Raw genomic sequence first — 24,253 nt, 5'->3', positions numbered from 1 at the left:
GTTCGGTCGGTAGACGGTGCGGGCCGACGATACGTCACTGTGTGTCCGTGTGCTCCGCCGCCAGGACTCGAACCTGAACTATCTGAACCAAAATCAGAGGTGCTGCCATTACACTACGGCGGATCGCCACACCAGTGGGCCGCGAAGGCCCACCACTGTGCTACGGCACGCCAGTGATCCTCGCACACGATCCCGTCCTCGGGCGAATCTTGTGTACGCCTGTCGCGTCCGTGCTCGGATGTCGTTGTTAGCCTTCTGGAACGCACGTACTGATTTCTCGTGAGTCGAAACGCGGAGAGGCGGGGGCACGTATGTCGTCCAGTGAGCCGGGGCGGGCCACCAGGCCCAGGATGACGGGTACGCAGCGCAGACAGCAGTTGATCGAGATCGGCCGCGCGTTGTTCGCGGAGCGGGGGTACGACGCGACATCGATCGAGGAGATCGCGCAGCGAGCGCAGGTGTCGAAGCCGGTGGTCTACGAGCATTTCGGTGGCAAGGAAGGCCTCTACGCGGTGGTCGTCGATCGCGAGATGTCGATGCTGCTGGAGATGGTCACCTCCTCGCTCACCCGCAATCGATCGCGGGTGCGATTAGAGCAGGTGGCGCTGGCCTTGCTCACCTATATCGAGGAGCGGACCGACGGTTTTCGGATCCTGGTCCGCGACCAGCCCGCCGCCAACTCCGACGGGCGCTACTCGAGCCTGCTCAACGAGGCCGTCAATCAGGTGGCGCACCTGCTCGCCGGTGATTTCGGTCGTCGCGATCTCGACACCAGCCTCGCCCCGCTCTACGCCCAAGCTCTGGTCGGCATGGTCTCGACCACCGCCACCTGGTGGCTCGACGAGCGCACCCCGCCCAAAGAGGTGGTCGCGGCGCACCTGGTCAACCTGTGTTGGAACGGTTTGAGTCATTTGGAAGCCGAACCGGGGCTCAGCTCCGAATGGAATACGGGGACTACGCCGACCAGCGGTGGGGTAACCGGACGTTAGCGCAAGCGGCGTGGACCGAATCCATGATTCGGCTGCCACTTTGCAGCCTGGTGGTACGGTTCACCCATCCTTTTGGGTGCTGCCGGGCGGTATGTCGAGCAAATTTCGGGATGTCGGTCTACTTCAGGATGGCTGGATTATTGGATGACAGGCGGATCTGATGGCTAGGCAAGCACGCGCGGAGATCACCCGCGACTCCGTCCTTGCTGGCGCTGCCGATGTCTTTCTCCGTTTGGGCTACGCCAACGCGAGCCTCAGCGAAATCATCGCGCAGTCCAATGTGACCAAGGGCGCCTTGTACTTTCACTTCGGCTCCAAGGAGGAGCTGGCCAGGGCGGTGGTCGATCAGGGCAACGAGCGCCTGACCGGATCCTGTCAGGGTTTCTTCGATTCCCGGGTGCCCGCGCTCGAGGCGGCCGTCGGGATCACCTATGTGGTGGCCGATCTGTCGATGAACGATCCGATGGTGGGCGCGATGCTCAAGCTCACCCACCAAATCGGTGACTACCGCGGTGCGCAGGGCGACAACATTGCCAAGACCTGGGGCGAGACCTACCGGTTGCTGTCGGAGCGGGCCATCGCCCAGGGCGACCTGATCGCCGACCTCGATCCGGAGGTGGTCGGTGTGCTGCTCCAGGAACTGACCGCGGGCGTGCACATCGTCGCGGTCGGCACCGAGTCGATGGAGCAGATGGCGGCGCGGATGGAGCGGGCCTGGTATTTCCTGCTGCCCTCGCTGGTGCCGCCGGAGAAGCTGTCGTACTTCCGGGAGTTCGCGGCGCGCAGGCTGCGCCGCTACGTCGTCTAGTTCACACGCTGCGGTCGGTGGCGAGGACCGCCCGCACATCGGCCTCGGCTCCGGTCGGGGTGATCCGGACTTCGTCGCGGCCGAAGGCATGCAGGAGCAGCTCCGACGGCGTGCCGGTGAGCACCACTTCGGCGTCGTCGCCACGGTGTGCCGTGATCCGGGCTCCCTGCGGGGTCGCGAGGACGACCGGGACCGGCGACTTGCGGTAGGCCGCGCGGGCGACGGTGCGCAGTGCGGTCCACAGGCGGTCCTCGTCGCGCGCCGCCAATTGCCTTGGCTCCCAGCCCGGTTCGGACCTGCGCACATCTTCGTGGTGGACGAACATCTCGCTGAGATTGGCCACCGCGTCGACCGGGCGCAGCGGCGACCACCACGGCGGGCCGGTGCGGACCAGCTCGAGCAGTTCGGCGAACGGCCGCTGCGCGATCTGCGCCTGCTTGGCCTCCAGGTAGCCGGCCATCGGCCGGAAGACGATGCCCACCGACGCGTCGGGCCTGCGTTCGCGGACCACCAGGTGGGCCGCGAGGTCGTGCACCGTCCAGGTGCCGCACAGGGTCGGCGCGGCAGGGCCGGCCTCGGTCATCGTTTCCACGAGGGCGTGGCGTTCACGTCGAGCCAGACTCACGCCTCGACCCTACGCGTGTCGCGACGTCCACAGTGCCCAGCCTGTCGACACACAGCCGCCCCCCCGAGCGATCCCGGCTCGCGGTGCGAATCAGCCGCCGTTCATCCACTGTCGCTTGAGGTTCCAATGATTGGCCCACCACGCCTGTTCCGCCGCGGGGTCCGAGCCTGCCGCCGGGGGTGGTGATTCACCTGGAAACAGCCCCTGCGGACCTGGGGCGCCGACCTTTGCCGGGGTCGGAGGGGCGCTGGGTGCCGCTTCCGGTGCGCTCGCCGGTGTGGACGGGTCGGCTTCAGGTGCCGGAACCCAGGTGGGTGGTTCTGGATCACGGGGCACGGCGGTGGTGGGGGCAGTAGCAGTCGGCGGCGGCGCGGGCGCAGCGGCCGAGGGTGTGGCGGGGTTCGGTGCCGCCGCCGGAGCAGGTGTCAAAGGTTGGGCGGGACCCTGCGGCGAGGTCGGCAGCTGGGAATCAGTGGGGGCCTTGACGGTGGTAGGCGCTGAGCTCGACGGCGGAGAAAGGCTGGTCGTGTCGGGGGAACCCGCGTTCGTGGCAGGCGAGCTCTCGTCCAGTACCCGCGACGCGGCGAATCCGGCGACGCCGAGAACGGCGGCGAGGGCCGCTGCGGTCAGCAGTAGCCGCCTGGGGCGCCGAGGCGCGCGCCGTGGTTCCCCGGATTGCTTTCGCACCTGGTCGGCGGCGATCAGCGCGGCTCCGCGCGCCGTTGCCTGCGCGAAGTCCGGCACGAGGACCACACGCGCGGTGAGTTCGTAGCGCAAGGCGCCCGCGATCTCGGGATCGGCGGCCGACGAACCACAGACGACAACCGCGTCGGGCTGCGCCGGGATCGACGCCAGCATCGACCGCACGCGATCGATCGTCTCGGTCATCGCGTCGGCATCGAACGCTTCCGCGGGACCGTCGGCCGAGGCGCTCTCGGCGAAACCGGAGGTCCAGGCATCCGACGCCAGGACCTGCCGATGATCCGGCCCGACCACCACGGCGGTCGCGATGCGATCGGCGAGGCTCAGCATCACCACGGTTCCGAACTCATCGAGTTCCGGCATGGCACCGACCAGCGCGAACAGTGCCGATCGGGTCGAAACCAGCGATGATGTCCGCCACTGCCCGGCCGCGAGTTCCGAGACGATCCGCTGCCGGTCCTGCGCCGTGTGGTACGCCACGGCGACATCCGCGACATCCGCGATGTCCGGCGCTGCCGCGGCGAGGGCGTCGAGTGCGCCGACGATCGAGCCCCCGTCTTCGGATCGCTGCTCGACTGCCTGAAGCACCTCGGGTTGTTTTCCCGGTGCGCTGGACAGGAGCACCCCCCGGACGACATTGCGTTCCGCTGATATTCCGACCGTGGTCGTCATGGATCACCCACTCGATAGACGTATAGCTTTCGGAGGTTCGTGGCGCATGCGTTCGGCGATTGGTCGATACGTCGACTGTGATGTCTCTCACAGGTCGGCTGCCGCCCCTGAGCCGACCCACACCCGGGGTCAGCCGCGGGCCGACCGCCCGGAATCACTCATCTAGACTTCGAGACGGCTACCTCGCCTATCCCGTCTGCGCATTCAGGAGCGAACAATGTCCTCCCTTCGTCCTCCGCTCGCCGGTCTGGCCGAAGTGGTCGCCGGTGACGCCGCGCTGCGGACGGTCACCGACCTGGTCGGCAAATCCGGGGTGGAACTGGTGGCACCATCGGCCGTGCGGCCGTTCGTCGCCGCGACGATCGCCGATCAGCGTCCGCTGGTGGTGGTGACCGCGACCGGTCGCGAGGCCGACGATCTGACCGTGGAACTCACCGAGATGCTCGGCCCGTCGGTAGCCATGTTCCCGTCCTGGGAGACCCTGCCGCACGAACGGCTCTCGCCCGGCCCGGACACGGTCGGGCGCAGGCTGGAGGTACTGCGCAGGCTGGCCCATCCCGACGACCCCGTCTACCCCGAACCGCTGCGGGTCGTGGTCACCACGGTGCGTTCGCTGATGCAGCCGATGACGGCCGGGCTCGGTGATATCGAGCCGGTCGTGCTGCGTGTCGGCGGCGACTACGATTTCGACGAATTGCTCACTCGCCTGGTGGAATTCGCGTACACCCGCGTCGACATGGTCGGTAAGCGTGGCGAGTTCGCGGTGCGCGGCGGCATTCTCGATCTGTTCGCGCCGACGGCGGATCATCCGGTGCGCGTGGAGTTCTGGGGCGACGAGGTCACCGAGATCCGCCCGTTCTCGGTCGCCGATCAACGTTCGCTCACCGAGGGCACCGTCGAGATGGTGGTCGCGCCGCCGTGTCGCGAGTTGCTGCTCACCACGCCGGTGCGCGAACGCGCCACCGCGGTCGCCGCCGACAACGAGGCCGACGCCTCCCTGGTCGAGATGCTGAACAAGATCGCCGAGGGCATCCCCGTCGACGGCATGGAGGCCCTGCTGCCGGTCCTCGCGCCGGGCAAGCTCAGCCTGCTCACCGAGGCGCTGCCCGCGGGCACCCAGTTGCTGCTGTGTGACCCGGAGAAGATCCGCACCCGCGCAGCCGATCTCGTGCGCACCGGCGAGGAGTTCCTCGAAGCCTCCTGGACCGCCGCCTCTTTCGGTAGCGACGCGCCGCTGGGCGCCAACGGCCTCGACCTGGCCGCCTCCGGATACCGTAGCCTGCCCGAATTGCACACCAGCGCAGACGAACTCGGCCTGCCGTGGTGGACGCTGAGCCCGCTCAGCTCCGGCGACCCGATCGAGGTGAACCTGCCGGTGGCCGCGGGGCCCACCGCCCGCGGGTCCGAGGAACTGGTCGCCACCATCTTCGCGTCGCTGCGCGCGCACGTCGCCACCGGCGGTCGCGCGGTCGTCGTGGTCACCGGTCACGGTACGGCGCAACGAGTGCTGGAACGGCTCGGCGAGGCCGAAGTGCCCGCCGCGCTGCTGCCCGCCGGTGCGGTGCCGGAGCCGGGAGTGGTCGGCGTGCTGTGTGGTTCGCTGCACGACGGGCTGATCTTCGACGATGCCGGACTGGTGGTCGTCGCCGAATCCGACCTCACCGGCAACCGGGTCACCGCGCCCACCGAGGGCAAGCGGCTGCCGGCCAAGCGCCGCAACCAGGTCGACCCGCTCGCCCTCACCTCGGGCGACATGGTGGTGCACGACCAGCACGGCATCGGCCGGTTCGTCGAGATGATCGAGCGCACCATCGGCGGCGCGCGCCGCGAGTACCTGGTGATCGAATACGCGCCGAGCAAGCGCGGCCAGCCCGGTGACCGCCTGTTCGTGCCGATGGAATCGCTGGACCAGCTCTCCCGCTACGTCGGCGGCGAACTGCCGAGCCTGTCCAAGCTCGGCGGCTCCGATTGGGCGAACACGAAACGCAAGGCGCGCAAGGCCGTTCGCGAGATCGCGGGCGAACTGGTGCAGCTCTACGCCGCGCGCCAGGCCGCGCCGGGCCACGCCTTCGCCCCGGACACTCCGTGGCAGCAGGAGATGGAGGACGCGTTCGCGTTCACCGAGACCGTCGACCAGATGACCGCCATCACCGACGTGAAGTCGGACATGGAGAAGGCGGTGCCGATGGACCGCGTGGTCTGCGGCGACGTGGGCTACGGCAAGACCGAGATCGCCGTGCGCGCCGCGTTCAAGGCGGTGCAGGACGGTAAGCAGGTCGCCGTGCTGGTGCCCACCACGCTGCTCGCGCAGCAGCACCTGCAGACCTTCACCGAACGTGTCGCGGGTTTCCCGGTGACGGTGAAGGGCCTGTCCCGGTTCACCGATGCTTCCGATTCCAAGGAGATCCTGGCAGGCCTGGCCGACGGCTCGGTCGACATCGTGGTCGGCACCCACCGGCTGTTGCAGACCGGCGTGCGCTGGAAGGACCTCGGCCTGGTGGTGGTCGACGAGGAGCAGCGCTTCGGTGTGGAGCACAAGGAACACATCAAGGCGCTGCGCACCCACGTCGACGTGCTCACCATGTCGGCCACCCCGATCCCGCGCACCCTGGAGATGAGCCTGGCCGGCATCCGCGAGATGTCGACCATCCTCACCCCGCCCGAGGAACGCCACCCAGTGCTCACCTATGTGGGCGCCTACAACGACAAGCAGGTCACCGCCGCCATCCGCCGCGAGCTGATGCGCGACGGCCAGGTGTTCTACGTGCACAACCGGGTGTCTTCGATCGACAAGGCCGCCAAGAAGATTCGCGATCTGGTGCCGGAGGCGCGCGTCGTCGTCGCGCACGGTCAGATGAACGAGGACCAGCTCGAGAAGACCGTGCAGGGATTCTGGGAGCGCGAATACGACGTGCTCGTCTGCACCACGATCATCGAGACCGGCCTCGACATCTCCAACGCGAACACGTTGATCGTGGAACGTGCCGACTCCCTCGGTCTTTCGCAGCTGCATCAGTTGCGTGGACGCGTCGGGCGTTCTCGTGAGCGCGGCTACGCGTACTTCCTGTATCCGCCGGAGAAGCCGCTCACCGAGACCGCCTACGACCGCCTGGCCACCATCGCGCAGAACTCCGATCTGGGTGCGGGTATGGCCGTGGCGATGAAGGACCTCGAGATCCGTGGCGCGGGCAACGTGCTCGGCGCCGAACAGTCCGGTCACGTCGCCGGTGTCGGCTTCGATCTGTATGTGCGACTGGTCGGCGAGGCCGTGGAGGCCTACCGCGCGGCCGCCGACGGCAAGCCGATCGTCACCGAGGAGAACAAGGAGGTGCGCATCGATCTGCCCGTCGACGCGCACATCCCGCCCGACTACATCGCCAGCGACCGCCTGCGGCTCGAGGGCTATCGCAAACTCGCCTCCGCCCAGGACGATTCGGCCCTGGCCGCGGTCGTCGAGGAGCTCGTGGACCGCTACGGTCCGCTGCCGGTGGAGGTCGGGCGACTGGTGGCGGTGGCCAAGCTGCGCCTGCTGGCGCGCGAGTACGACGTGTCCGAGATCGTGGTCACCGGCTCGTCGCTCAAGATCGCGCCGCTGAATCTTCCCGATTCCAAACAACTTCGGCTCAAGCGGATCTACCCCGCGGCCAACTATCGCCCGGCGAGCGGGCTGATCACCCTGCCGCTGCCGCGGATCACCGACAGTGTCGGCGCCGACCGGGTGCGCGATGTGGCGGTGCTGCAATTCGTCGCCGATCTTCTGCTGGTGCTGGACGGTAAACCCCAAGGGATGGTGGATCTTTCGGTGCCGACGGAAGCCGCGGCGGCGCGATGAGCCCGGAGATGTCCCAGGAACAGGCCGACACCGCGGTCGTCGCCGCGGGACTGTCCGACGCCGTCGAGGTGATGGATCGCCTCTGGCATTTCGGCGGCTGGGAGCGCACCCAGACCCACGATTCGCTGCGCCCCTATCTCCTCGAGGAGACCTACGAACTCCTCGACGCCATCCAGGCGGGCGATGCCGAAACCATCAAGGAAGAACTCGGCGACCTGCTGTTGCAGGTGCTGTTCCACTCCCGAATCGCCGAACACGCGGGCGAATTCACCGTCGACGACGTGGCGGCGACCCTGGTCGACAAACTCGTCCACCGCAGCCCCTACCTCACCGATGCCGATTTCTCCTCGGGTACCTCGGTGGCCGCCAAGATCGCGGCGCAGGAGAAGGCCTGGGAGGAGCGCAAATCCGCGGAGAAGTCCCGCCGCTCCTGCCTCGACGGCATCGCCATGGCCCAGCCCGCCCTCGCTCTCGCCGAGAAGATCCGCACCCGCAGCGCCACCGCGGGTCTGCCCGCCGACCTCGTCCCGGACACCCTGCGCGTGGTGGAACTGGGCGGTCCTGATTCGGCCGAGGAACGGCTCCGCACAGCGGCCGTCGACTTCGCCGCCGCCATCCGCGCCGCCGAGGACGCCGCCGAAGCCGAACGAGGCGCTCGGTCGCCGCTCGACGCGGACGACTGGCATACCTTCTGGCCGCGCTGAACATCACCGCCGACTGCGTCGGCTACCGCTGAGCTAACGATGCTCCGCGGGGGGCGGCGCACGGCGTCGGCGGCTGAGACGTTGCTGAGATCTTGTGGACAATCGTGCGCGCGCCAGCGGGCAAGGGCCACACAGCTTTAGACTCGAAGCAGCTCGCCGTCCGCGGCGGGGCAGGGGAACCGGCGATCGTCGAGGTGAGGTTGATGGGTACAGAGGTAGAACCGGCAGGACAGGATGTGATGACCGACCATCCTGAGCTGGACGTGTTGCCGGTATGGCCGCAGGAAACCATCGCGGTGCTGGTGACCACCGATGCGGGGCCGCACGCGATCCCGGTGTCGTGGCCGGTGCGCGCGGGTGACCGGCGGATTCTCCTCAGTTTGAAGTCCGATCGTGGGTCGCTGGCACGGTTGCGGGCGCAGCCGGAGGTGGCGTTGCTGATTCTGGGCGGCGGCAATGTGGCGCTGTGTGCGCGCGGCCGGGCGACGGTCATCGCCGAGCAGATGCCCTCGGCGCAGGATTACACCGCGGTGCAGCTGGACGTCGACGTGATCGACGATCATCGACAGTCCGCGTTCGCCGTCGACCGTGGCATCCAGCGCACCGTTCTCGACGACACCGAATTGCGGGCGCTGGAGGGGCGGGTCGAGACCCTGCGATCCTGGGCCGACAACGGGCCCGCAGCGTAAGTTCCTCTACGGCACACCATCTGGACAGAAGGGTTTTCATGAGCGTCACACTCGCCAAGGGCGGCAATGTCTCGCTGTCGAAGCAGACCGACAACCTCACCAAGGTGGCGGTCGGTCTCGGCTGGGACGTGCGCACCACCACCGGTGCCGACCACGACTTGGACGCCAGCGCGTTGGCCACCGGCACGAACCTGAAGGTGCTCTCGGATCAGCACTTCGTCTTCTACAACAACCTGCGCTCGCCGGAAGGCACCATCGAGCACACCGGCGACAACCTGACCGGTGAGGGCGACGGCGACGACGAGATCATCAACGTCGATCTGGCCGCCACCCCGCCGACGATCACCAATATCTTCTTCCCCGTGTCGATCCACGACGCCCAGGCCCGTGGCCAGTCGTTCGGCCAGATCCGCAACGCCTACATCCGCGTCACCGACGCGAACACCGGCGTGGAACTGGCGCGCTACGACCTGTCCGAGGACGCGTCCACGGAGACCGCGATGGTGTTCGGCGAGCTCTACCGCCACAACAACGAGTGGAAGTTCCGCGCGGTCGGCCAGGGTTACGCCTCGGGCCTGGCGGGCATCGCCCGCGACTACGGCGTGAATCTCTGACGAACCACGACATGAGGCGGGCGACTACGTGTCGCCCGCCTCTGTCGTGCTCGTCGTCATCGTGATTGGGTGACCGGCACCCGTCGTGGCGGGACCACGCCGGCCTGATCGAGCAGCGCGAAGTATTTGCGCAGCATCAGCACGGCCGTGGTGGCCAGGCCGGCCGTCAAGCCCCACCAGACCCCGGCCGCACCCAGATGTAGCGGGAACGCGAGCAGGAGCGCCGAGGGCAGGCCCACGCCCCAGTAACCGACCAGCGACAGCCGGAAGCCCGCGGAGGTCTCCTTCAGACCGCGCAGGAGCCCGGTGCCGATGTTCTGGGCGGCGTCGAAGAATTGCAGCACGATGCCGATGAGCAGCAGGGTGTGCGCGATGGCGACCGTGTCGGTGTCGGTGGTATCGAGGAACGGCGCGAGCACCAGGTCCGGGGCGAGCACGTAGACAGCGCCGGTGACGATCGCGATCACCGCGGCCATCCGCAACGCCAGCCAGGCCAGTGCCCGCGCGTGGCCGAACTCATCGCGCGCGACCGCATCGCTCACCAGGATCGACGCTCCGTGGGACAGTCCGATCGCCATCTGGAACACGATGTAGATGATCTGGTAGACCACATTGTGCGCGGCCAGCGCGGCGGGCCCGAAACTGCCCATCACCAGCGCGAGCACCGAGAACATGCCCGCTTCCGAACCGTAGGTGAGCGCGATCGGCGTGCCGAGGCGCAGTTCCTCGCGCACGGTCGCCCAGCGCACCGGCCACGGCGTCGAGGGCAGTGTGCGGCCGAGTTGTTCGTCGTGGCGCACCATCGCCCAGAACACCCCGAAGGTGATCAGGAAGACCAGCGAGGTCGCGATGCCGACACCGGTCAGACCCATCGCCGGAATACCCGCCCAGCCGTGGATGAAGGCCAGCGCCAGCACCAGGTTCAAGGCCACCGAACCGAGCGTGACCAGCAGCAACGCCTGCGGCCGCTGCATGCCGACGGTGTACTGGCGCAGCACCTGGAACCACAGACACGGCAGCAACCCCGGCGCGAGGGCGATCATCATCGGCCGCGCCGCCTCGAGCACGCCGGCATCCTGGCCGAGCCATGGCAACACCCAGCCGAGCCCGATCAACAGCGCCCCGCCGAGCAGTCCGGCGATCGTCGCGATGACGAACGCGGCCCGCACCACCGCGCGCACCTCGTCGTCGGCCGAGTCGCCGCGCTTGCCTGCCGCGCCGAGCGCGCCGGCGATCTGATTCCCGGTGCCGGTGATCAGCCCGACGCACATGGTGCGGATCTGGTTGAACAGCACCAGCGCCAGCCCGCCCGCGGCGACCTCGCGCACACCGAGCGTGCCCATCAGCGCGAGATTGGTCGTCGAGACCGCGATCTGCGCCAGTTGGGTGAGCGCGATCGGCGTCGCCAGCCTGGCCAGCGCGCTGCTGTCGGTCGCTGTGCCGTTCACCCACCCACTCCGGGGTTCGTCTCGCGCGCGATCGCGCTCACCTGACCTCCATCAATTCGTCCTGGCGCCGCAGCGGTGAATAGCGGCGCAGCAGTGTGGTCACTGCCGCTTCGGCGGCGGGATCGAGCAGGTCGCGGGCGCTCATCCAGTCGTCGTCGAACACGGTGTCGAGATACTTCTCGCCACCATCACACACGATGGTCACCACGGTGGACCCGGCCGGGAACTCCTCGAGCCGCGCCAAGGCATTGTGCACCGAACCGCCCGCCGAACCACCGATCAGCAGACCGTGTGTCCTGGCGACGGCGCGCGTGGTGGCGAAGGCGTCGACGTCGCTCACCTTCACGCCCTCGTCGAGCAGGGCGTAGTCGACGGCGGTGCCGATGGTCGCGCCGGGTGGGGTGCCGGTGCCCGACTGCCAGTACGGTCCGCCCTCGCCGCCGAAGGCGATGGATCCCACCGGCTCGATCCCGATCACCCGGGCGGGCAGGCCGAGGTCGCGCAGCCGGGTGGCGGTGCCGAACAGGGAGCCGCCGGTACCGACCGCGGAGAGCAGGATGTCGACCCGCTCCACATCGGCCAGCAATTCGTCGGCGACCGCGTAGTAGCCGACGGCGTTGGCGTCGTTGTTGTGCTGTTCGGTGAAGTACGCGTCGTCGCGGGCGGCCGCCATCGCCTCGGCGAGGTCTTCCCGGGCCGAGGTGGCCAGCTCGTCGTCACCGTCGTCGGCGACGAACACCAGGTCGGTGCCCATGGCTCGCATCGCGCGCAACTTGTCCTTACAGGCGTGGTTGTCGACCACGGCGGTGAATCGATAGCCACGTTCGGCCGCGACCACCGCCAAGCCGAGTCCGGTGTTACCGGACGTCGACTCGATGATATGCCCGCCATCGCGCAGCAAACCTCGCCGCTCCGCGTCGAGCACCATCGAACGGGCCATTCTGATCTTGGCGGCGCCGGTCGGATTGAACTGCTCGAGCTTGAGCAGCAGCCGCGTGCCGGTGTCGGTGACAGCGAGTTCGAACAGGGGGGTGCGGCCGATCAGGTCCGTCACGCGCGTGACGAGAGCCATGGGGTGTTCCTCCATCGGATCGGTATCTCGGGTGGGTCAGCGGGCAGTGCTGTCCAGACTCCAGCGCAGTCGGTCCGCGCCTGCGCGCAGCACCACCTTCGGCGGGAGCGGGAGTTCGTGGAAGGGGGACTCGTTGGAATCCATCTGATACCCGGCGGTGTTCGGGTAGACGAGCAGGTCGCCGGTTCGTGCGCGGCGGGGCAGCGGGATGCGCCGCCTGCTCAGCAGGTCGGACTCCAGACAGGTGGTGGCGCCGACGCAGGTGGGGGTGAGGTGGCCGGTGCTTTCGGGCCACAGCACCGGATCGGGCAGGTATTCACTGTCGAACCACTGTTCGGACAGACTGAGGCTGGTGCCGTCGACGGTGAGGATGTCGTACGGGTTGCCCTGTGCGGTGCGCGTTTTCACGCCCTGGATCCGAAAGACGGAACTGCCCGCCCGGTCGAGCAGGGCGCGGCCGGGCTCGACCGCGAGTCGTATTCCGTTGTCGCGCAACAGTCCGGCGAGGTCGTTGTGGGATAGAACGGCGTCGAGCATGGCCGCGCCGGGAGCCGGGAAGTGATAGGGGTAGTAGTCGCCGGGCGGGTTCGTGTGGAACCAGTTGTCGCTGACGGTGTTCTGGAACTCGGTCCAGGCCGAGGAATCGAGATAGTCGACGCCGAACCCGCCACCGATCGACATCGTGTCCGCCGGGTGGCCGTTGGCTCGTGCGCGGCGGCAATGCCCGACCAGCGCGGCCGCCTGTTCGGAGCGGGCGACAGCGTCGTAGCCGGACAGGTGGAAACTGAAGCCCGACAGCGTGATCGGCGCGCCGATGGCCTGGATCGCCTGTTCGAGCTCCATCGGATCGAGCCCGAACCGACTGGTCGAGCCGTCGGGCAGGACCCGAAGCAGCACCCGCACCGGCAGTTCGAGCGCGGCGAGCCGGTCGAGTTCGTCGAGCGCGTCGATCGCGATCAACGACCGATGCCGAGCCGCCAACCACAACAGCTCGTCGGACTTCGCGGGCCCGGTGACCATCAGGTCCTCGCCGCGCACCCCCTGCCCCAACGCCGCGACGAGTTCGCCGATGCTGGCGACATCGATCCCCGCACCGTTCTCCGCGCACGCACGAGCCACGCACGCCGCCTTGTTCGCCTTCTTCCCGAAGTAGACGAACCCGTCGATGCCAGCCTCGGTGAAGACCGACTGAAACGCCCTGATGTTCACCGAGACCCGCTCGGGGAACAGCACATGAAACGGTCCACCGACCGCGTCGGCGATATCCCCGAGCAGGCGGGGATCGGCGAGTAGCCGCTGTTCCAGAATGTCGGTATGGGCCGGCATCGGTGGTGCGCAGTGCGTCAGCCGCTCGGTGGTCGCCGGGTCGACCACGCGGTCCTCGATGTGCGGCGGACTCGGCGGCACCCGCGCGTCGGGTCGCGGCGCGGCGAGTGGGGCGCTGTCCCCGGTGACCCCGGGCCGCGCACCCGTCAGTCCCACAGCGGCACCTCCGTGCCACGTCCTTCGGCGATCGCCCTGGTGGCCAGCGCGTGCGCGACCGCGATATCGGTGAGCACCAGCCCGCTGTTGTAGACGAAGATCTTCTCGTCCTCGGTACGGCGGGCCACGGCGCTGCGGGTGAGTACCTGCGGCAGTTCGGCATCCACCGAACGCAGCGTTCCGTCGGGTCCGACCATGTCGGTGCCCGTCAGCGCCATCTGCGCCGCGCTGGTGGCGACGACCCGATCGGCCTCGACCAGCGTCGACGGCGCCAGACCGTAGCCCACCAGCACCGCCACCGAACCCGGTGCCAGATGCGAGGATTCGAGCGCCACCTCGGTGCCGGGTCCGGCCGTGGCCAGCACCACATCGGCGGACGCCGCCGCCGCGTACGGGTCGTCGACCACATCGAGCAGCGCGTGGGGCGCCGCGTCGGCCAGGTGCGAATGCACGGCGGCCAGCCCTTCGGGATGGGTGCCGTACACCATCAGCTTGCGCAACTGTGGGTTCGCGGCGAGCAAGTGCGGCAACGCGTTACGTCCCTGAGTACCGGTGCCGATGAGCAGCACGCTCTCCGCTCCGCGCCGCACCGTCTCGCGCACCAGCAGCGCCGACACGGCGGGCGTGCGCAACGCGCCGACCCGCGCGCAGTCCATCATCGCGATGGGGGCGCCGGTGGTGTCGTCGTAGAGCGTGATGGTCGTGTAATAGCGCTTGGTGCTGCGGTCGTGACCGGGATCGAATTTGTAGGAAGTCTTCATGGCCACCACGCGCCGGCGCCCGTCGCGGCCCAGCATGGCGTAGGACACCGACGAGCCGCCGGGGTCGGCGACGCTCAGCTTGCGCGGATTGTCGGATTCGCCCGCCGCGAAGGCGAGATAGGCCTCCTCGACGGCGCGCACCACTTCGGCGGGGCTGATCGGCACGTCGGCCAGGTCGCTGCGGGAGAGTACGCGCAGCCCGATGCCGCGGTCACGGTTGTTCAACGGATCCTCGTTCATCTGCAATGCCCCGCTCTGCTGTCCGATCAGCGGTCGCCCGGAACGGCGCGACCACTCGTTGGCCATACCCATTCTCGGACGACTCCTGCGCGCGCCGGCGACGTTCGGGCAGCCGGATGTTGATGCGTTTGAGCCAGCGGTCGGTGCCGTCGTAGCGCGCGCGGAACGGAACGCGCCCGTGCACGGCCACGTCGTTGTCCACCAGCAGGATCTCGCCGGGGGCCAGCGCGGGGGCGTGACTGACCCTGGCCAGTTCGGCGGTGAGCCCGGCGTAGGCGGCGCGGAAGACCGCGTCCGCATCGTCGATCGGGGTGTAGGCGGGATCGTAACGCGCTGTGACAGCGTCGTTTTCGTCGAGCCACAGCGTAGGCAACGGTGCGAGCTGATCGAAACCGGTGCCGTAGGAGACATCGGGCAGGATCGGCAACGTGGGGGTGGTGAGGGTCCGCAGATCGTCGTCGGACAAGCGCACTTCGCGCACCGAGGACACCGTGGTGGCGACCCGGTCGGGGTTGCGCAGGCAGGTCAGCATGAGCAGGTTCGCGCGCTGAGCGTGGAAGGCGTCCTCGGTGTGCGGGCTGAGCAGGGTGGAACTGCTCGCGCCCGACTGCTCGTCCTCGTGGCCCGCGGCGGGCACGATGTTGTTGACCAGCCTGCCGTTCTGCTGGCCCTGCCAGCCGAACGGCTCACCGGCACAACGGCCGAGCAGCAACATCACGATGTCGAGTTCGAGCGAGCCGGGATGCGTGTGCTCGGCCGCGGCCTGCCAGTGCGCCGGGGTGGGACCGAAATCGGCGTCGTCGAGGGGTAATCCGCGCACCACGGTCGCGCCCGCGGTGGTGGCGGGTGGTCGAACGGCGCGGCTCACGCTGTCGGGCAGCTCGCCTACGCGCTCGGCGATCTGGGCGATCAGCGCGGGGTCGCACAGAGTGGCAGTGTGTGGTGCGTCACCTAATCGGTGGCGGATGTCGGTCGCGAGCGATCGCAGCGCCGTGGCGGCACGGGGATCCAGCTCGCGATATTCGATGTCGTGCTGGTGAATCGTCAGACGTTCGGAGAGAACGCTTTTCACCGGCTTCCCTTCTTCGCATCAGTCGAACGTGGGTGATCTTCAGGCTCGATGTGCGAAGGTAGTGCCTACCATCTGATTAGGCAAGACTTACCTAACGTGTCGGCTAGGAAAATAGCCGATCCAAATAACATAGCGTTGTACCCGAGCTACCGAAGAGAACGCTGACCGGGGTGTCGTCGGGTCGCTGCGGTTCGGTGACGGTCGATGTGAAGCTCCCCACTCGGGGAGGATTTTAGGCTAGCCTCGCCTAGTTTGCGGCGTCGGGAAAGGGATTCCGGCGCAGGCGGTTCGAGGAGGCAACACAATGAGTTTCACTCGCAGGCAGCTCTTCCGATCCGGCATCGGCGTCACGGCACTACTTCTGGCCGCGGCGTGCGGCACCGATGATCGGTCCGCCACCGCGCAGCGCGGCGGCACACTACGCGTCGGCGCGCTCGGTACCGCCGGCCGCAGCGAACGCGACCCGCACGCCAACCTCAGCAACGACAGCGACTTCCTCATCGCCTCGCTCGTCTACGACGCGCTCACCGTTCCCGGCGCCGACCCGACCGTCGCCCCGCGCCTCGCCTCGCGCTGGGAGCCCAGCGCGGACAACCGCAGCTGGACCTTCACCATCGCCGACGGCGCGACCTTCCACAACGGCGCGCCGGTGACCGCCGACGACGTGGTGTGGTCGATGCGACGCCTGCGCTCGGTCGGCGGCGCGTCCAAGATGCCGGTGGCCGAGAACGACATCGTCGCCGACGGCCCGAACCGTGTCGTGTTCACCATGCCCGCACCCAATACCCAACTGCCGCTGCTGCTTCGGCTGATGACGTTCACTGTGCCGAAGGGCACCACCGACTTCACCGCCGCGATCGGCACCGGCCCGTTCCGGCTCGAGTCCTACCAGGGCGGAAACGCCCGGCTGGTACGCAACGAGCGCTGGCACGGCACACCGCCGCTGCTCGACGCCATCGAGGTGACGATGTTCGACAGCGTCACCGCCCTGGGTAACGCGGCGCTGGGCGGGCAGATCGACCTCGCCTCCAATGTGGGCGCCATCGCTGGGCGCACCGCCGCGGGACGCGGCGACCTGCAGGTGATCCGGCGCGCCGACGACACCATGCTGGGAGTGGCGATGCGTGCCGCCGACGGCCCGTTCGCCGATGCCAGGGTGCGCACGGCGCTGCGCCTCGGTGTCGACCGGACCGCGCTGGTCAACCAGGTGCACTCCGGCTACGGCACCGTCGCCGCCGACGTTCTCGGCACCGCCGACCCGCTCTACGACACCGCGCTGCGCCGCGACCGCGACGTCGAGCGCGCGAAAACCCTGCTGCGCGAAGCCGGATTCGACACCGGCCGCAGCTACCCGTTCGTGACGAAGGCCGAAGTGCCGGGCGAGGTCGAATCGGCGAAGGTGATCGCCACCCAGCTCGCCGAGATCGGCGTCCGGCTCGACGTGCAAGTGGTCGAATCGGCCGCGTTCTACGACCGGACCTGGCTCAACGCGCCGCTGTACACAGTGTCGTGGGGGACCAACGACTCGGTGCTGTTCCTGGCCGACAAGCTGATGACCTCGGGCACCAACCGCAACGAAACCGCCTTCCGTGACCCGGAATTCGACGCGGCCGACGCCAAAGCCCTCGCCGCGTCGGGTGATGACTACACGCGTGCGGTGCGCGAGCTGCAGCGCATCGAGTTCGAGCGCGGCGGTTATCTGGTGTGGGGCATGGCCGACGGTGTCGACATCGCCGCGTCGACGGTGCGTGATCTGCCGACCCTCGGTGGCTTCGCGCGCGTTCAGCTGGAACGTGCCTGGCTGGCGTGAGTGTCATGAAAACCTTTGCCCTGCCGATGGTGCGGCGGATCGCGCTCCTGGTGACCTTGCTGGCCATCGTGTTCGTCGCGGTGGATCTGCTGCCGGGCAACGCGGCACGTTCGGCGCTCGGCAGGGACGCGGATCCGGCCACGCTGGCGGCGAAGGAGCACGAGCTCGGCCTGGATCGCGCGCTGCCGGCGCAGTTCCTGGACTGGATCTCCGGGGTGCTCACCGGAGACTTCGGGCAGACCGCCCGCGGGAATTCGATCGGTGCGCTGCTGGCCGACAAGTTCCCGCAGACGCTGCTGCTCGGTGGGATCGCGTTGCTCCTGACCATCGCGGTGTCGCTGGGACTGGGCTGCTGGTGGGCGATGCGTCCCACCGCGCTCGGAGCACGAATTCTGCAGCCCGTCAGCACTGTCGCCGTGGCGGTACCGGAGTTCGTCGGTGGCACGATGCTGATCCTGGTGTTCTCCCTGGCCACCGGATGGCTTCCGGCCGTGACCATTACCGGCCGTTCCGGTTTTCCGGTCGGCCCCGAGATGCTGGTGCTTCCGGTGCTGGCGTTGGCGATTCCGCAGATCGGCTGGAACGCCCGGGTCGTGCGCTCGGCGCTGCTCGATGTCGCGGTGGCTCCACATGTGGAAAGTGCTGTGCTGGAAGGACTATCGGCACGAACGATTCTGCTCCGGCACATGCTGCCGTTCGCTGCGCCGACCATCGTCGCCGGATACGCCACCTCTGTCGGGATGCTGTTCGGTGGCGCGCTCGTGGTCGAGACGCTCTTCAACTATCCCGGTGTCGGCGCCGTTCTCGCCGGGTCCGTCGCCGACCGTGACTCCACCATGGTCGCCGCGGTGGTCGCCCTGACGGCGATCGTCATCATGGTGCTGCTCGCGATCGCCGACATCGTCCGGGCGTGGGCGTCGAGGAGTGCGCGATGAGCAAGCCGAACTCGGGAGGTCGAGCGGTGCTGTCCAGGTGGGGCGCGTACTCGGTGTCGGCCGGTGTGGGGCTGGTTGCGCTGCTCGCGGTGGCCGGGCCGCTCTTGGCGCCCTACCCGGGGGACAAAGCCGTCGGGATGCCGTTCGCGCAGCCGGGTGGGGGAGCGTTGCTCGGGACGGATCGGCTCGGCCGGGATGTGCTCAGCCATCTGCTCACCGGCGGCACGCAGTTGCTGGCCGTCTCCGCGGTGATCGCGGTGGCGGTGACCGTGCTGTCGGCCGTCCTCGGCGCGATCGCCGCCGTGCGCCCGCGCGCGGGCAAGGTCATCGAACTCTGCGGCGACCTCGTGATCCTGCTGCCCGCGGTCCTTGGCATCCTGCTGGTGCTCACCGCATGGCCGCAGGGTGGCGTCACCGCGCTGATCGTGGTGTCGCTCATCTTCGGAGTTCCCTACTGCGCCAGGATCTTCGCGGCCGCCGCTTCGACCGTCGCCGCCTCCGGCTACGTCGAAGCCGCCGTCGCCAGCGGAGAATCCCTGGCCCACCTGGTCTTCCGCGAAATCCTGCCCAACCTCCGCGCCGTCTTCACCACCCAGCTCGGCCTCCGCTTCGTCGTGGCCGTGTATCTCGTCAGCACCATCGCCTTCCTCGGCGTCTCCGCGCTCGACCCCGACAACTGGGCGATCATGGTCCGAGACAATGCCTCCGGGCTGCTCTTGAATCCCTGGGCGGTGCTGGCACCGAGCGCTGCCATCGCCATCGTGGCGGTCGGTGTGAATCTGGTGGTGACCAGTGCGCCCAGGACCCGTCAGGCCCCGGCAACCACATCGGAGGTGGTCGACGCGGGCGGGGTTGCGCCGGCGGGAGCTGGATGTGGGATCTCGGTGGTGGATTCGGGGGAGGCGGTGGCGGTGGACGGGTTCAGCGTTGTCGCTGACAGCGGGGCGGTGCTGCTGGCGCCGTTGTCGTTTCGGCTGAAGTCGGGGACGGTCACCGCGCTCACCGGTGCATCGGGTGCGGGGAAATCGACGGCGATGCGTGCGCTGCTCGGACAACTGCCCGCAGGCGCTCGCGGGCAGGGCACCGTGCTCGTCGCGGGGCACGATGTGTTCGCGCTCGACGCGGGCGCGCTGCGCGCATTCCGTCGTGAACAGATCGCCTACGTCGGCCAGGATCCCGGCTCCGAACTCAACCCGCTGCTTCGCGTCCGGGCAGTCCTGGCCGAGGCGGCGCCCGGCACCTCCGACGCCGACCGCCTCGCCGTCCTCGCGCGGGTGGGCCTCGAGCCCACCCATCTCCGCCGTCGCTGCGTCCGCCTCTCGGGCGGACAGCAACGCCGTGTCGCCCTGGCCCGAGCCATTCTCCGCCGACCCCGAATCCTCGTCCTCGACGAACCACTCGCAGGTCTGCACAGCACTCTCCGCACCGAAATAGCCCAGCTGATCTCGACTCTCGCCACCGAGAACCGCACGGCCGTCCTTCTCTCCGGCCACGATACCGACGCGATCAACGCCATCGCCGACACCGTGATCGGGCTCCACCCACCCGGTGATCGTTCGGTGAATGTCGCTGCTGTGGTGGCTGATTCGGTGCGAGCCGAACAACTGTCCAACGGGCACTGGGCGGCGACCGGACGTCGACCTGTCGACCCGCCCGGCGGGGTTCAGGGGAGCGAGAACGCATCTCGCACCGACGGCCAGGCGGTTGCGGGCGAGGAGATCGCCCTGCACGCCGAGGCGATCAACGCTGACGCGGGCGGCCACAGGGTGCTCGAGAATATCGGTTTCAGCCTGCCCACAGGCGCGGCCCTCGCTGTCGTGGGGCCGTCCGGGGCGGGTAAGACCACGCTCGCGCGGGTGATCGCGGGTTTGCACACCGACGCCGTCGGATCGCTGGATGTCGGTGGTGTGCGCGTTCCGGTGGGGAGCAGACGGCGGATCGGGGTCGGTGCCAACGGGATCCAACTCGTCACCCAGAACCCGCGCGCGGCATTGAACCCGCGACGCACCGTCGAGCAGACCCTGGCACGCCCTTTGCGCCGCATCGCACGGGTCCCCAGACCTGAAATCCGCACCCGCGTCACCGCCCTGCTCGCCGCTGTCGACCTCCCCGCCGACCTCGCCGCCCGCCGCCCCCATCAGCTCTCCGGCGGCCAACGTCAACGAGTGGCCCTGGCTCGGGCTCTCGCCGCCGACCCCGCCGTCCTGATCTGCGACGAGATCACCACCGCCCTCGACACCGACACCGCCGCGGCGATCATGTCCCTGCTCGACCGCCTCCGCGCCGACCGAGCCACCGCGATCATCCTGATCAGCCACGACATGACCCTGGTCCGCGGCCACTGCACCGACCTTGTCGTCCTCGATCACGGCCGAATAGTCGAATCAGGCACCCCGGCAACCGTTCTCGCCGCACCCTCTCACCAGGCCACCGCCGACCTGCTCGGCTGACGCCTCGTGCGGGCCGCGGAATCGGCGGTCTACTGCGACTTTCTCTGAGAACTCCCTGTGAGATGTGCGTAAACAGTGCTGGATCTGGATGATTGAAAAGATGTCAGTGCAGAAGGTCGGCGTGGCCGCCGCAGTCGCGATCAGCGCCCTGTTAGCGGGGTGCAGTTCGCTCGCGTCGATCCCCGATGACATGCCGCCGGGGCCGGGGGTCGCGCTGCCGCTGATCGATGTCGACGCACCCGGCCGCGCGGCCGAACAGTTACGCGGCTGGGCCGACGAGCAGTCCGACGCGATCGGCATCCAACCGGTCGCGCTCGAGGCCTACGGTTACGCCGCCGCCGTGCTGGCGAAGTCGAAGCCCGAATGCGGAATCGCCTGGACCACCATCGCCGGCATCGCCAGCGTGGAGAGCGGGCACGGCACCCACCGCGGCGCCGGCGTCGACGCCGACGGAACGGTGCGCCCGGCGATCATCGGCGTCGCGCTCGACGGCACCAGAGGCAACGCCGACATCCGCGACACCGACGGCGGCAGCCTCGACGGCGACACCACCTACGACCGCGCCGTCGGCCCGCTGCAGTTCATTCCCGAAACCTGGAAGCGCTGGGGCGTCGACGCCAACGGCGACGGCGTGGCCGACCCGCAGAACATCGATGACGCCGCGCTCACCGCCGCCCGCTACCTCTGCACCCGCGGCGGCGATCTGACCTCGGCCGACGGTTGGCAGCGCGCCCTGTTCGCCTACAACCAGTCGAACAAGTACATGCATGTGGTCCGCGATCGTGCCGCCATATACAGCATCGGCCGCCGCGTGTAGTTGCCCACGGCCCGGAGTGCCGGTTACTCCACACTCCGCCGAGACGATAGGCTCGGCACCGCACGGCCCTTCCCGTGATACCTACCGTGCCTTCCGTCGTAAGGAGCAGTTTTCGTGGCCATTATCGAACAGGTCGGAGCTCGCGAGATTCTGGATTCGCGCGGCAATCCCACCGTCGAGGTCGAGATCGCCCTCGACGACGGCACCCTGACCAGGGCAGACGTACCTTCCGGTGCGTCCACCGGCGAGCACGAGGCCGTCGAGCTGCGTGACGGCGGCGACCGCTACGGCGGCAAGGGTGTGACCAAGGCCGTCGAGGGTGTCCTCGACGAGATCGCGCCCGCCATCATCGGCCTCGACGCCGTGGAGCAGCGCACCGTCGACCAGGTCCTGCTGGATCTGGACGGCACCCCCGACAAGTCCCGCCTCGGCGCGAACGCCCTGCTGGGTGTGTCGCTGGCCGTGGCACGCGGTGCCGCCGAGTCCTCGGGTCTCGAGCTGTTCCGCTACCTGGGCGGCCCGAACGCCCACGTGCTGCCGGTGCCGATGATGAACATCCTCAACGGTGGCGCACACGCCGACACCGGTGTGGACGTGCAGGAATTCATGATCGCCCCGATCGGCGCGCCCACCTTCCGCGAGGCGCTGCGCTGGGGCACCGAGGTGTACCACACGCTCAAGGCCGTGCTGAAGGAGAAGGGCCTGGCCACCGGTCTCGGTGACGAGGGTGGCTTCGCCCCCGACGTCGCGGGCACCATCGAAGCCCTCGACCTGATCAGCATCGCCATCGAGCGCGCCGGCTACAAGCTGGGCACCGATATCGCGCTGGCGCTCGACGTGGCCGCCACCGAGTTCCACACCGAGGGCGAGGGCTACAAGTTCGAGGGCAAGGTCCGCACCGCCGCCGAGATGGGCGATTTCTACGCTGACCTGCTCACCAAGTACCCGCTGGTCTCCATCGAGGACCCGCTGTCGGAAGACGACTGGGACGGCTGGGTCGCACTGACCGACGCCATCGGCGACAAGGTGCAGCTGGTCGGCGACGACCTGTTCGTCACCAACCCCGAGCGCCTCGAAGAGGGCATCGCCAAGGGCGCGGCCAACGCGCTGCTGGTGAAGGTCAACCAGATCGGCACGCTGACCGAGACTCTCGACGCTGTCGAGCTGGCGCACCGCAACGGTTACAAGACCATGATGTCGCACCGTTCGGGCGAGACCGAGGACACCACCATCGCCGACCTCGCGGTCGCCGTGGGCTCGGGCCAGATCAAGACCGGCGCTCCCGCGCGTTCCGAGCGGGTCGCCAAGTACAACCAGCTGCTGCGCATCGAGGACGCCCTCGGTGATTCGGCACGCTACGCGGGTGACGTGGCCTTCCCGCGTTTCACCGGCGAATTCTGAAAGCAGTACAGGGGCGGTAGCGAATGACCGAGCGACGTGCGCGTGGAACCAGTCCTGGTGGACGAGGTGACAGGCGCACGTCGCGGGCCGCGCGCTCCCGACCCCGTCTCGACACGCCGAGCCGCCCCACCGCGGCCAAGCGCCCCACCCGCCGTCGCCCGGATGCGGCCACCTCGCGCAAGCCCAGCGGCAAGCTCGAGCGCAGCGAACACACCATCCTCGGTCTCTCGACCGGTAAAGCGGTGATCCTGGCGGCGGTGCTGTGCGGCCTCGCGCTGACCTTGGCGGTGCCGACGCGCACCTATTTCAGTCAGCGCGCCGAGGCCGTGGCACTGGCCAAACAGCGGACCGAACTCGAAGCCGACCTGGCGGGCTTGCGCGATCGTCGTGCGCAACAACAGGATCCGGCCTACATCCGTTCCGAGGCACGCGACCGCCTGCGTCTGGTGATGCCCGGCGAAACCCCCTACATCGTGCAGATTCCCGGCATCGAAGCACCAGCGCCGCCGCCGATGAGCACCCGCACCGCGGCGCCCGACCCCTGGTACACCGACCTGTGGCGCAGCATCTCCGAACCAGCCCCGGAAGGACCACGGTGACGACACCGAACGAGCACGACCTCGAGATCATCGCGAAGCAGTTGGGCCGCGAGCCTCGCGGTGTGCTCGAAGTCGCCTACCGCACCCCCGACGGCCTGCCCGCCGTGGTGAAGACCGCGCCCCGCCTGCCCGACGGCACCCCGTTTCCCACGCTCTACTACCTGACCGATCCCCGGCTCACCGCCGAGGCGAGCAGGCAGGAGTCGGCCGGGGTGATGCGCGAGATGACCGAACGCCTCGCCACCGACCCCGAACTGGCCGCCGCCTACCGTCGCGCGCACGAGAGCTACCTGGCCGAACGCAACGAGATCGAGTCCCTCGGCACCGATTTCACCGGTGGTGGCATGCCCGACCGGGTGAAGTGCTTGCACGTGCTGATCGCGCACTCCCTCGCCAAGGGGCCCGGTCTGAATCCCTTCGGTGACGAGGCTGTCGCGCTGGCCGCCGCCGCGGGCTTCCGGGGGACCGCGATCCCCGCCGACTGGCCCGCCGCACCTGACGAACAGGCATAATCGCGGGCAGTGCCCGTAC

At 68.6% G+C, this 24,253-nt stretch carries 20 protein-coding genes and 1 tRNA gene; 13 read left to right on the top strand and 8 right to left on the bottom strand.

The genetic code is table 11. The features are described from left to right. Positions 1 to 52: 52 nt before the first annotated feature. A tRNA-Gln gene (locus ACFVJ5_RS26100) sits at positions 53 to 123 on the bottom strand. Positions 124 to 350: 227 nt separating this feature from the next. Between ACFVJ5_RS26100 and ACFVJ5_RS26095 the strand changes: the two genes are divergently transcribed. Both ACFVJ5_RS26095 and ACFVJ5_RS26090 read left to right on the top strand, forming a co-directional pair. After that, positions 351 to 989, top strand: a complete 639-nt coding sequence (locus tag ACFVJ5_RS26095; protein ID WP_379223884.1) for a TetR/AcrR family transcriptional regulator — start codon at positions 351 to 353, stop codon at positions 987 to 989. Positions 990 to 1,149: 160 nt separating this feature from the next. Then, positions 1,150 to 1,797 carry a TetR/AcrR family transcriptional regulator gene (locus ACFVJ5_RS26090; protein ID WP_358071707.1) on the top strand — a complete coding sequence of 216 codons (648 nt, stop codon included), beginning with the start codon at positions 1,150 to 1,152 and terminating at the stop codon, positions 1,795 to 1,797. 1 nt (position 1,798) lies between these two features. On the opposite strand, the gene ACFVJ5_RS26085 is transcribed toward ACFVJ5_RS26090, so the two are convergent. Together ACFVJ5_RS26085 and ACFVJ5_RS26080 are read right to left on the bottom strand one after the other, a co-directional pair. Beyond that, a complete protein-coding gene (locus ACFVJ5_RS26085; RefSeq protein ID WP_379223882.1) occupies positions 1,799 to 2,422 on the bottom strand; it encodes a TIGR03085 family metal-binding protein in 624 nt (207 codons plus the stop codon). A gap of 90 nt (positions 2,423 to 2,512) precedes the next feature. Then, a complete protein-coding gene (locus tag ACFVJ5_RS26080; protein WP_379223880.1) occupies positions 2,513 to 3,796 on the bottom strand; it encodes a hypothetical protein in 1,284 nt (427 codons plus the stop codon). Between the two features lie 217 nt (positions 3,797 to 4,013). Between ACFVJ5_RS26080 and mfd the strand changes: the two genes are divergently transcribed. From mfd to ACFVJ5_RS26060, 4 genes are all read left to right on the top strand, one after another. Next, positions 4,014 to 7,628, top strand: a complete 3,615-nt coding sequence (gene mfd, locus ACFVJ5_RS26075) for a transcription-repair coupling factor (RefSeq protein WP_379223878.1) — start codon at positions 4,014 to 4,016, stop codon at positions 7,626 to 7,628. Between the two features lie 8 nt (positions 7,629 to 7,636). Next, positions 7,637 to 8,332, top strand: a complete 696-nt coding sequence (locus ACFVJ5_RS26070; RefSeq protein WP_379223877.1) for a MazG family protein — start codon at positions 7,637 to 7,639, stop codon at positions 8,330 to 8,332. 203 nt (positions 8,333 to 8,535) lie between these two features. After that, positions 8,536 to 9,021, top strand: coding sequence for a hypothetical protein (locus ACFVJ5_RS26065; protein ID WP_379223875.1), 486 nt, complete (start codon positions 8,536 to 8,538; stop codon positions 9,019 to 9,021). A 38-nt stretch (positions 9,022 to 9,059) separates the two neighbouring features. Continuing rightward, positions 9,060 to 9,635: a TerD family protein gene (locus ACFVJ5_RS26060; protein WP_378636082.1), complete on the top strand. Its 576-nt coding sequence runs from the start codon at positions 9,060 to 9,062 to the stop codon at positions 9,633 to 9,635. A 56-nt stretch (positions 9,636 to 9,691) separates the two neighbouring features. On the opposite strand, the gene ACFVJ5_RS26055 is transcribed toward ACFVJ5_RS26060, so the two are convergent. From ACFVJ5_RS26055 to ACFVJ5_RS26035, 5 genes are read right to left on the bottom strand one after another with little or no spacing between them, the layout of a single operon-like run. Further along, positions 9,692 to 11,083, bottom strand: coding sequence for an MATE family efflux transporter (locus tag ACFVJ5_RS26055; protein WP_379223873.1), 1,392 nt, complete (start codon positions 11,081 to 11,083; stop codon positions 9,692 to 9,694). 37 nt (positions 11,084 to 11,120) lie between these two features. Continuing rightward, positions 11,121 to 12,155: a PLP-dependent cysteine synthase family protein gene (locus ACFVJ5_RS26050; RefSeq protein WP_379223871.1), complete on the bottom strand. Its 1,035-nt coding sequence runs from the start codon at positions 12,153 to 12,155 to the stop codon at positions 11,121 to 11,123. A gap of 36 nt (positions 12,156 to 12,191) precedes the next feature. After that, complete coding sequence (locus tag ACFVJ5_RS26045) at positions 12,192 to 13,637, bottom strand: Y4yA family PLP-dependent enzyme (protein ID WP_379223869.1); 1,446 nt, start codon at positions 13,635 to 13,637, stop codon at positions 12,192 to 12,194. After that, positions 13,628 to 14,638: an ornithine cyclodeaminase family protein gene (locus ACFVJ5_RS26040; protein WP_379223868.1), complete on the bottom strand. Its 1,011-nt coding sequence runs from the start codon at positions 14,636 to 14,638 to the stop codon at positions 13,628 to 13,630. The genes ACFVJ5_RS26045 and ACFVJ5_RS26040 overlap by 10 nt, the downstream gene beginning before the upstream one ends. After that, entirely contained in the window at positions 14,610 to 15,710 is a 1,101-nt protein-coding gene (locus ACFVJ5_RS26035; protein ID WP_379223866.1) for a TauD/TfdA family dioxygenase, read from the bottom strand. The genes ACFVJ5_RS26040 and ACFVJ5_RS26035 overlap by 29 nt, the downstream gene beginning before the upstream one ends. Positions 15,711 to 16,014: 304 nt before the next feature. Between ACFVJ5_RS26035 and ACFVJ5_RS26030 the strand changes: the two genes are divergently transcribed. From ACFVJ5_RS26030 to ACFVJ5_RS26000, 7 genes are all read left to right on the top strand, one after another. After that, complete coding sequence (locus tag ACFVJ5_RS26030) at positions 16,015 to 17,520, top strand: ABC transporter substrate-binding protein (RefSeq protein ID WP_379223864.1); 1,506 nt, start codon at positions 16,015 to 16,017, stop codon at positions 17,518 to 17,520. A gap of 5 nt (positions 17,521 to 17,525) precedes the next feature. After that, positions 17,526 to 18,455 carry an ABC transporter permease gene (locus ACFVJ5_RS26025; protein WP_379223862.1) on the top strand — a complete coding sequence of 310 codons (930 nt, stop codon included), beginning with the start codon at positions 17,526 to 17,528 and terminating at the stop codon, positions 18,453 to 18,455. After that, positions 18,452 to 20,905, top strand: coding sequence for an ATP-binding cassette domain-containing protein (locus ACFVJ5_RS26020; RefSeq protein ID WP_379223860.1), 2,454 nt, complete (start codon positions 18,452 to 18,454; stop codon positions 20,903 to 20,905). The genes ACFVJ5_RS26025 and ACFVJ5_RS26020 overlap by 4 nt, the downstream gene beginning before the upstream one ends. A 100-nt stretch (positions 20,906 to 21,005) precedes the next feature. After that, positions 21,006 to 21,722 (top strand): lytic transglycosylase domain-containing protein, encoded by a 717-nt coding sequence (locus tag ACFVJ5_RS26015; protein ID WP_378993148.1) that lies wholly within the window; start codon positions 21,006 to 21,008, stop codon positions 21,720 to 21,722. Between the two features lie 114 nt (positions 21,723 to 21,836). Then, positions 21,837 to 23,123: a phosphopyruvate hydratase gene (gene eno, locus ACFVJ5_RS26010; RefSeq protein ID WP_379223858.1), complete on the top strand. Its 1,287-nt coding sequence runs from the start codon at positions 21,837 to 21,839 to the stop codon at positions 23,121 to 23,123. A gap of 23 nt (positions 23,124 to 23,146) precedes the next feature. After that, entirely contained in the window at positions 23,147 to 23,722 is a 576-nt protein-coding gene (locus ACFVJ5_RS26005; protein ID WP_379223856.1) for a septum formation initiator family protein, read from the top strand. Continuing rightward, positions 23,719 to 24,234, top strand: a complete 516-nt coding sequence (locus ACFVJ5_RS26000; RefSeq protein ID WP_379223855.1) for a DUF501 domain-containing protein — start codon at positions 23,719 to 23,721, stop codon at positions 24,232 to 24,234. The genes ACFVJ5_RS26005 and ACFVJ5_RS26000 overlap by 4 nt, the downstream gene beginning before the upstream one ends. Positions 24,235 to 24,253: the final 19 nt, after the last annotated feature.

It is taken from the genome of Nocardia sp. NPDC127606 (assembly GCF_042671725.1).
GTDB lineage: Bacteria > Actinomycetota > Actinomycetes > Mycobacteriales > Mycobacteriaceae > Nocardia.
Note: the sequence above shows the minus strand (reverse complement) of the source record. Positions and strands in the feature narration are given on the sequence as shown.

Bases quoted from the DNA above. Each gene is read 5' to 3' on its own strand.
- ACFVJ5_RS26095 (WP_379223884.1), top strand. From the start codon at position 351: ATGACGGGTACGCAGCGCAGACAGCAGTTGATCGAGATCGGCCGCGCG.
- ACFVJ5_RS26090 (WP_358071707.1), top strand. From the start codon at position 1,150: ATGGCTAGGCAAGCACGCGCGGAGATCACCCGCGACTCCGTCCTTGCT.
- ACFVJ5_RS26080 (WP_379223880.1), bottom strand. From the start codon at position 3,796: ATGACGACCACGGTCGGAATATCAGCGGAACGCAATGTCGTCCGGGGG.
- mfd (WP_379223878.1), top strand. From the start codon at position 4,014: ATGTCCTCCCTTCGTCCTCCGCTCGCCGGTCTGGCCGAAGTGGTCGCC.
- ACFVJ5_RS26070 (WP_379223877.1), top strand. From the start codon at position 7,637: ATGTCCCAGGAACAGGCCGACACCGCGGTCGTCGCCGCGGGACTGTCC.
- ACFVJ5_RS26065 (WP_379223875.1), top strand. From the start codon at position 8,536: ATGGGTACAGAGGTAGAACCGGCAGGACAGGATGTGATGACCGACCAT.
- ACFVJ5_RS26060 (WP_378636082.1), top strand. From the start codon at position 9,060: ATGAGCGTCACACTCGCCAAGGGCGGCAATGTCTCGCTGTCGAAGCAG.
- ACFVJ5_RS26050 (WP_379223871.1), bottom strand. From the start codon at position 12,155: ATGGCTCTCGTCACGCGCGTGACGGACCTGATCGGCCGCACCCCCCTG.
- ACFVJ5_RS26040 (WP_379223868.1), bottom strand. From the start codon at position 14,638: ATGAACGAGGATCCGTTGAACAACCGTGACCGCGGCATCGGGCTGCGC.
- ACFVJ5_RS26030 (WP_379223864.1), top strand. From the start codon at position 16,015: ATGAGTTTCACTCGCAGGCAGCTCTTCCGATCCGGCATCGGCGTCACG.
- ACFVJ5_RS26025 (WP_379223862.1), top strand. From the start codon at position 17,526: ATGAAAACCTTTGCCCTGCCGATGGTGCGGCGGATCGCGCTCCTGGTG.
- ACFVJ5_RS26020 (WP_379223860.1), top strand. From the start codon at position 18,452: ATGAGCAAGCCGAACTCGGGAGGTCGAGCGGTGCTGTCCAGGTGGGGC.
- ACFVJ5_RS26015 (WP_378993148.1), top strand. From the start codon at position 21,006: ATGTCAGTGCAGAAGGTCGGCGTGGCCGCCGCAGTCGCGATCAGCGCC.
- ACFVJ5_RS26005 (WP_379223856.1), top strand. From the start codon at position 23,147: ATGACCGAGCGACGTGCGCGTGGAACCAGTCCTGGTGGACGAGGTGAC.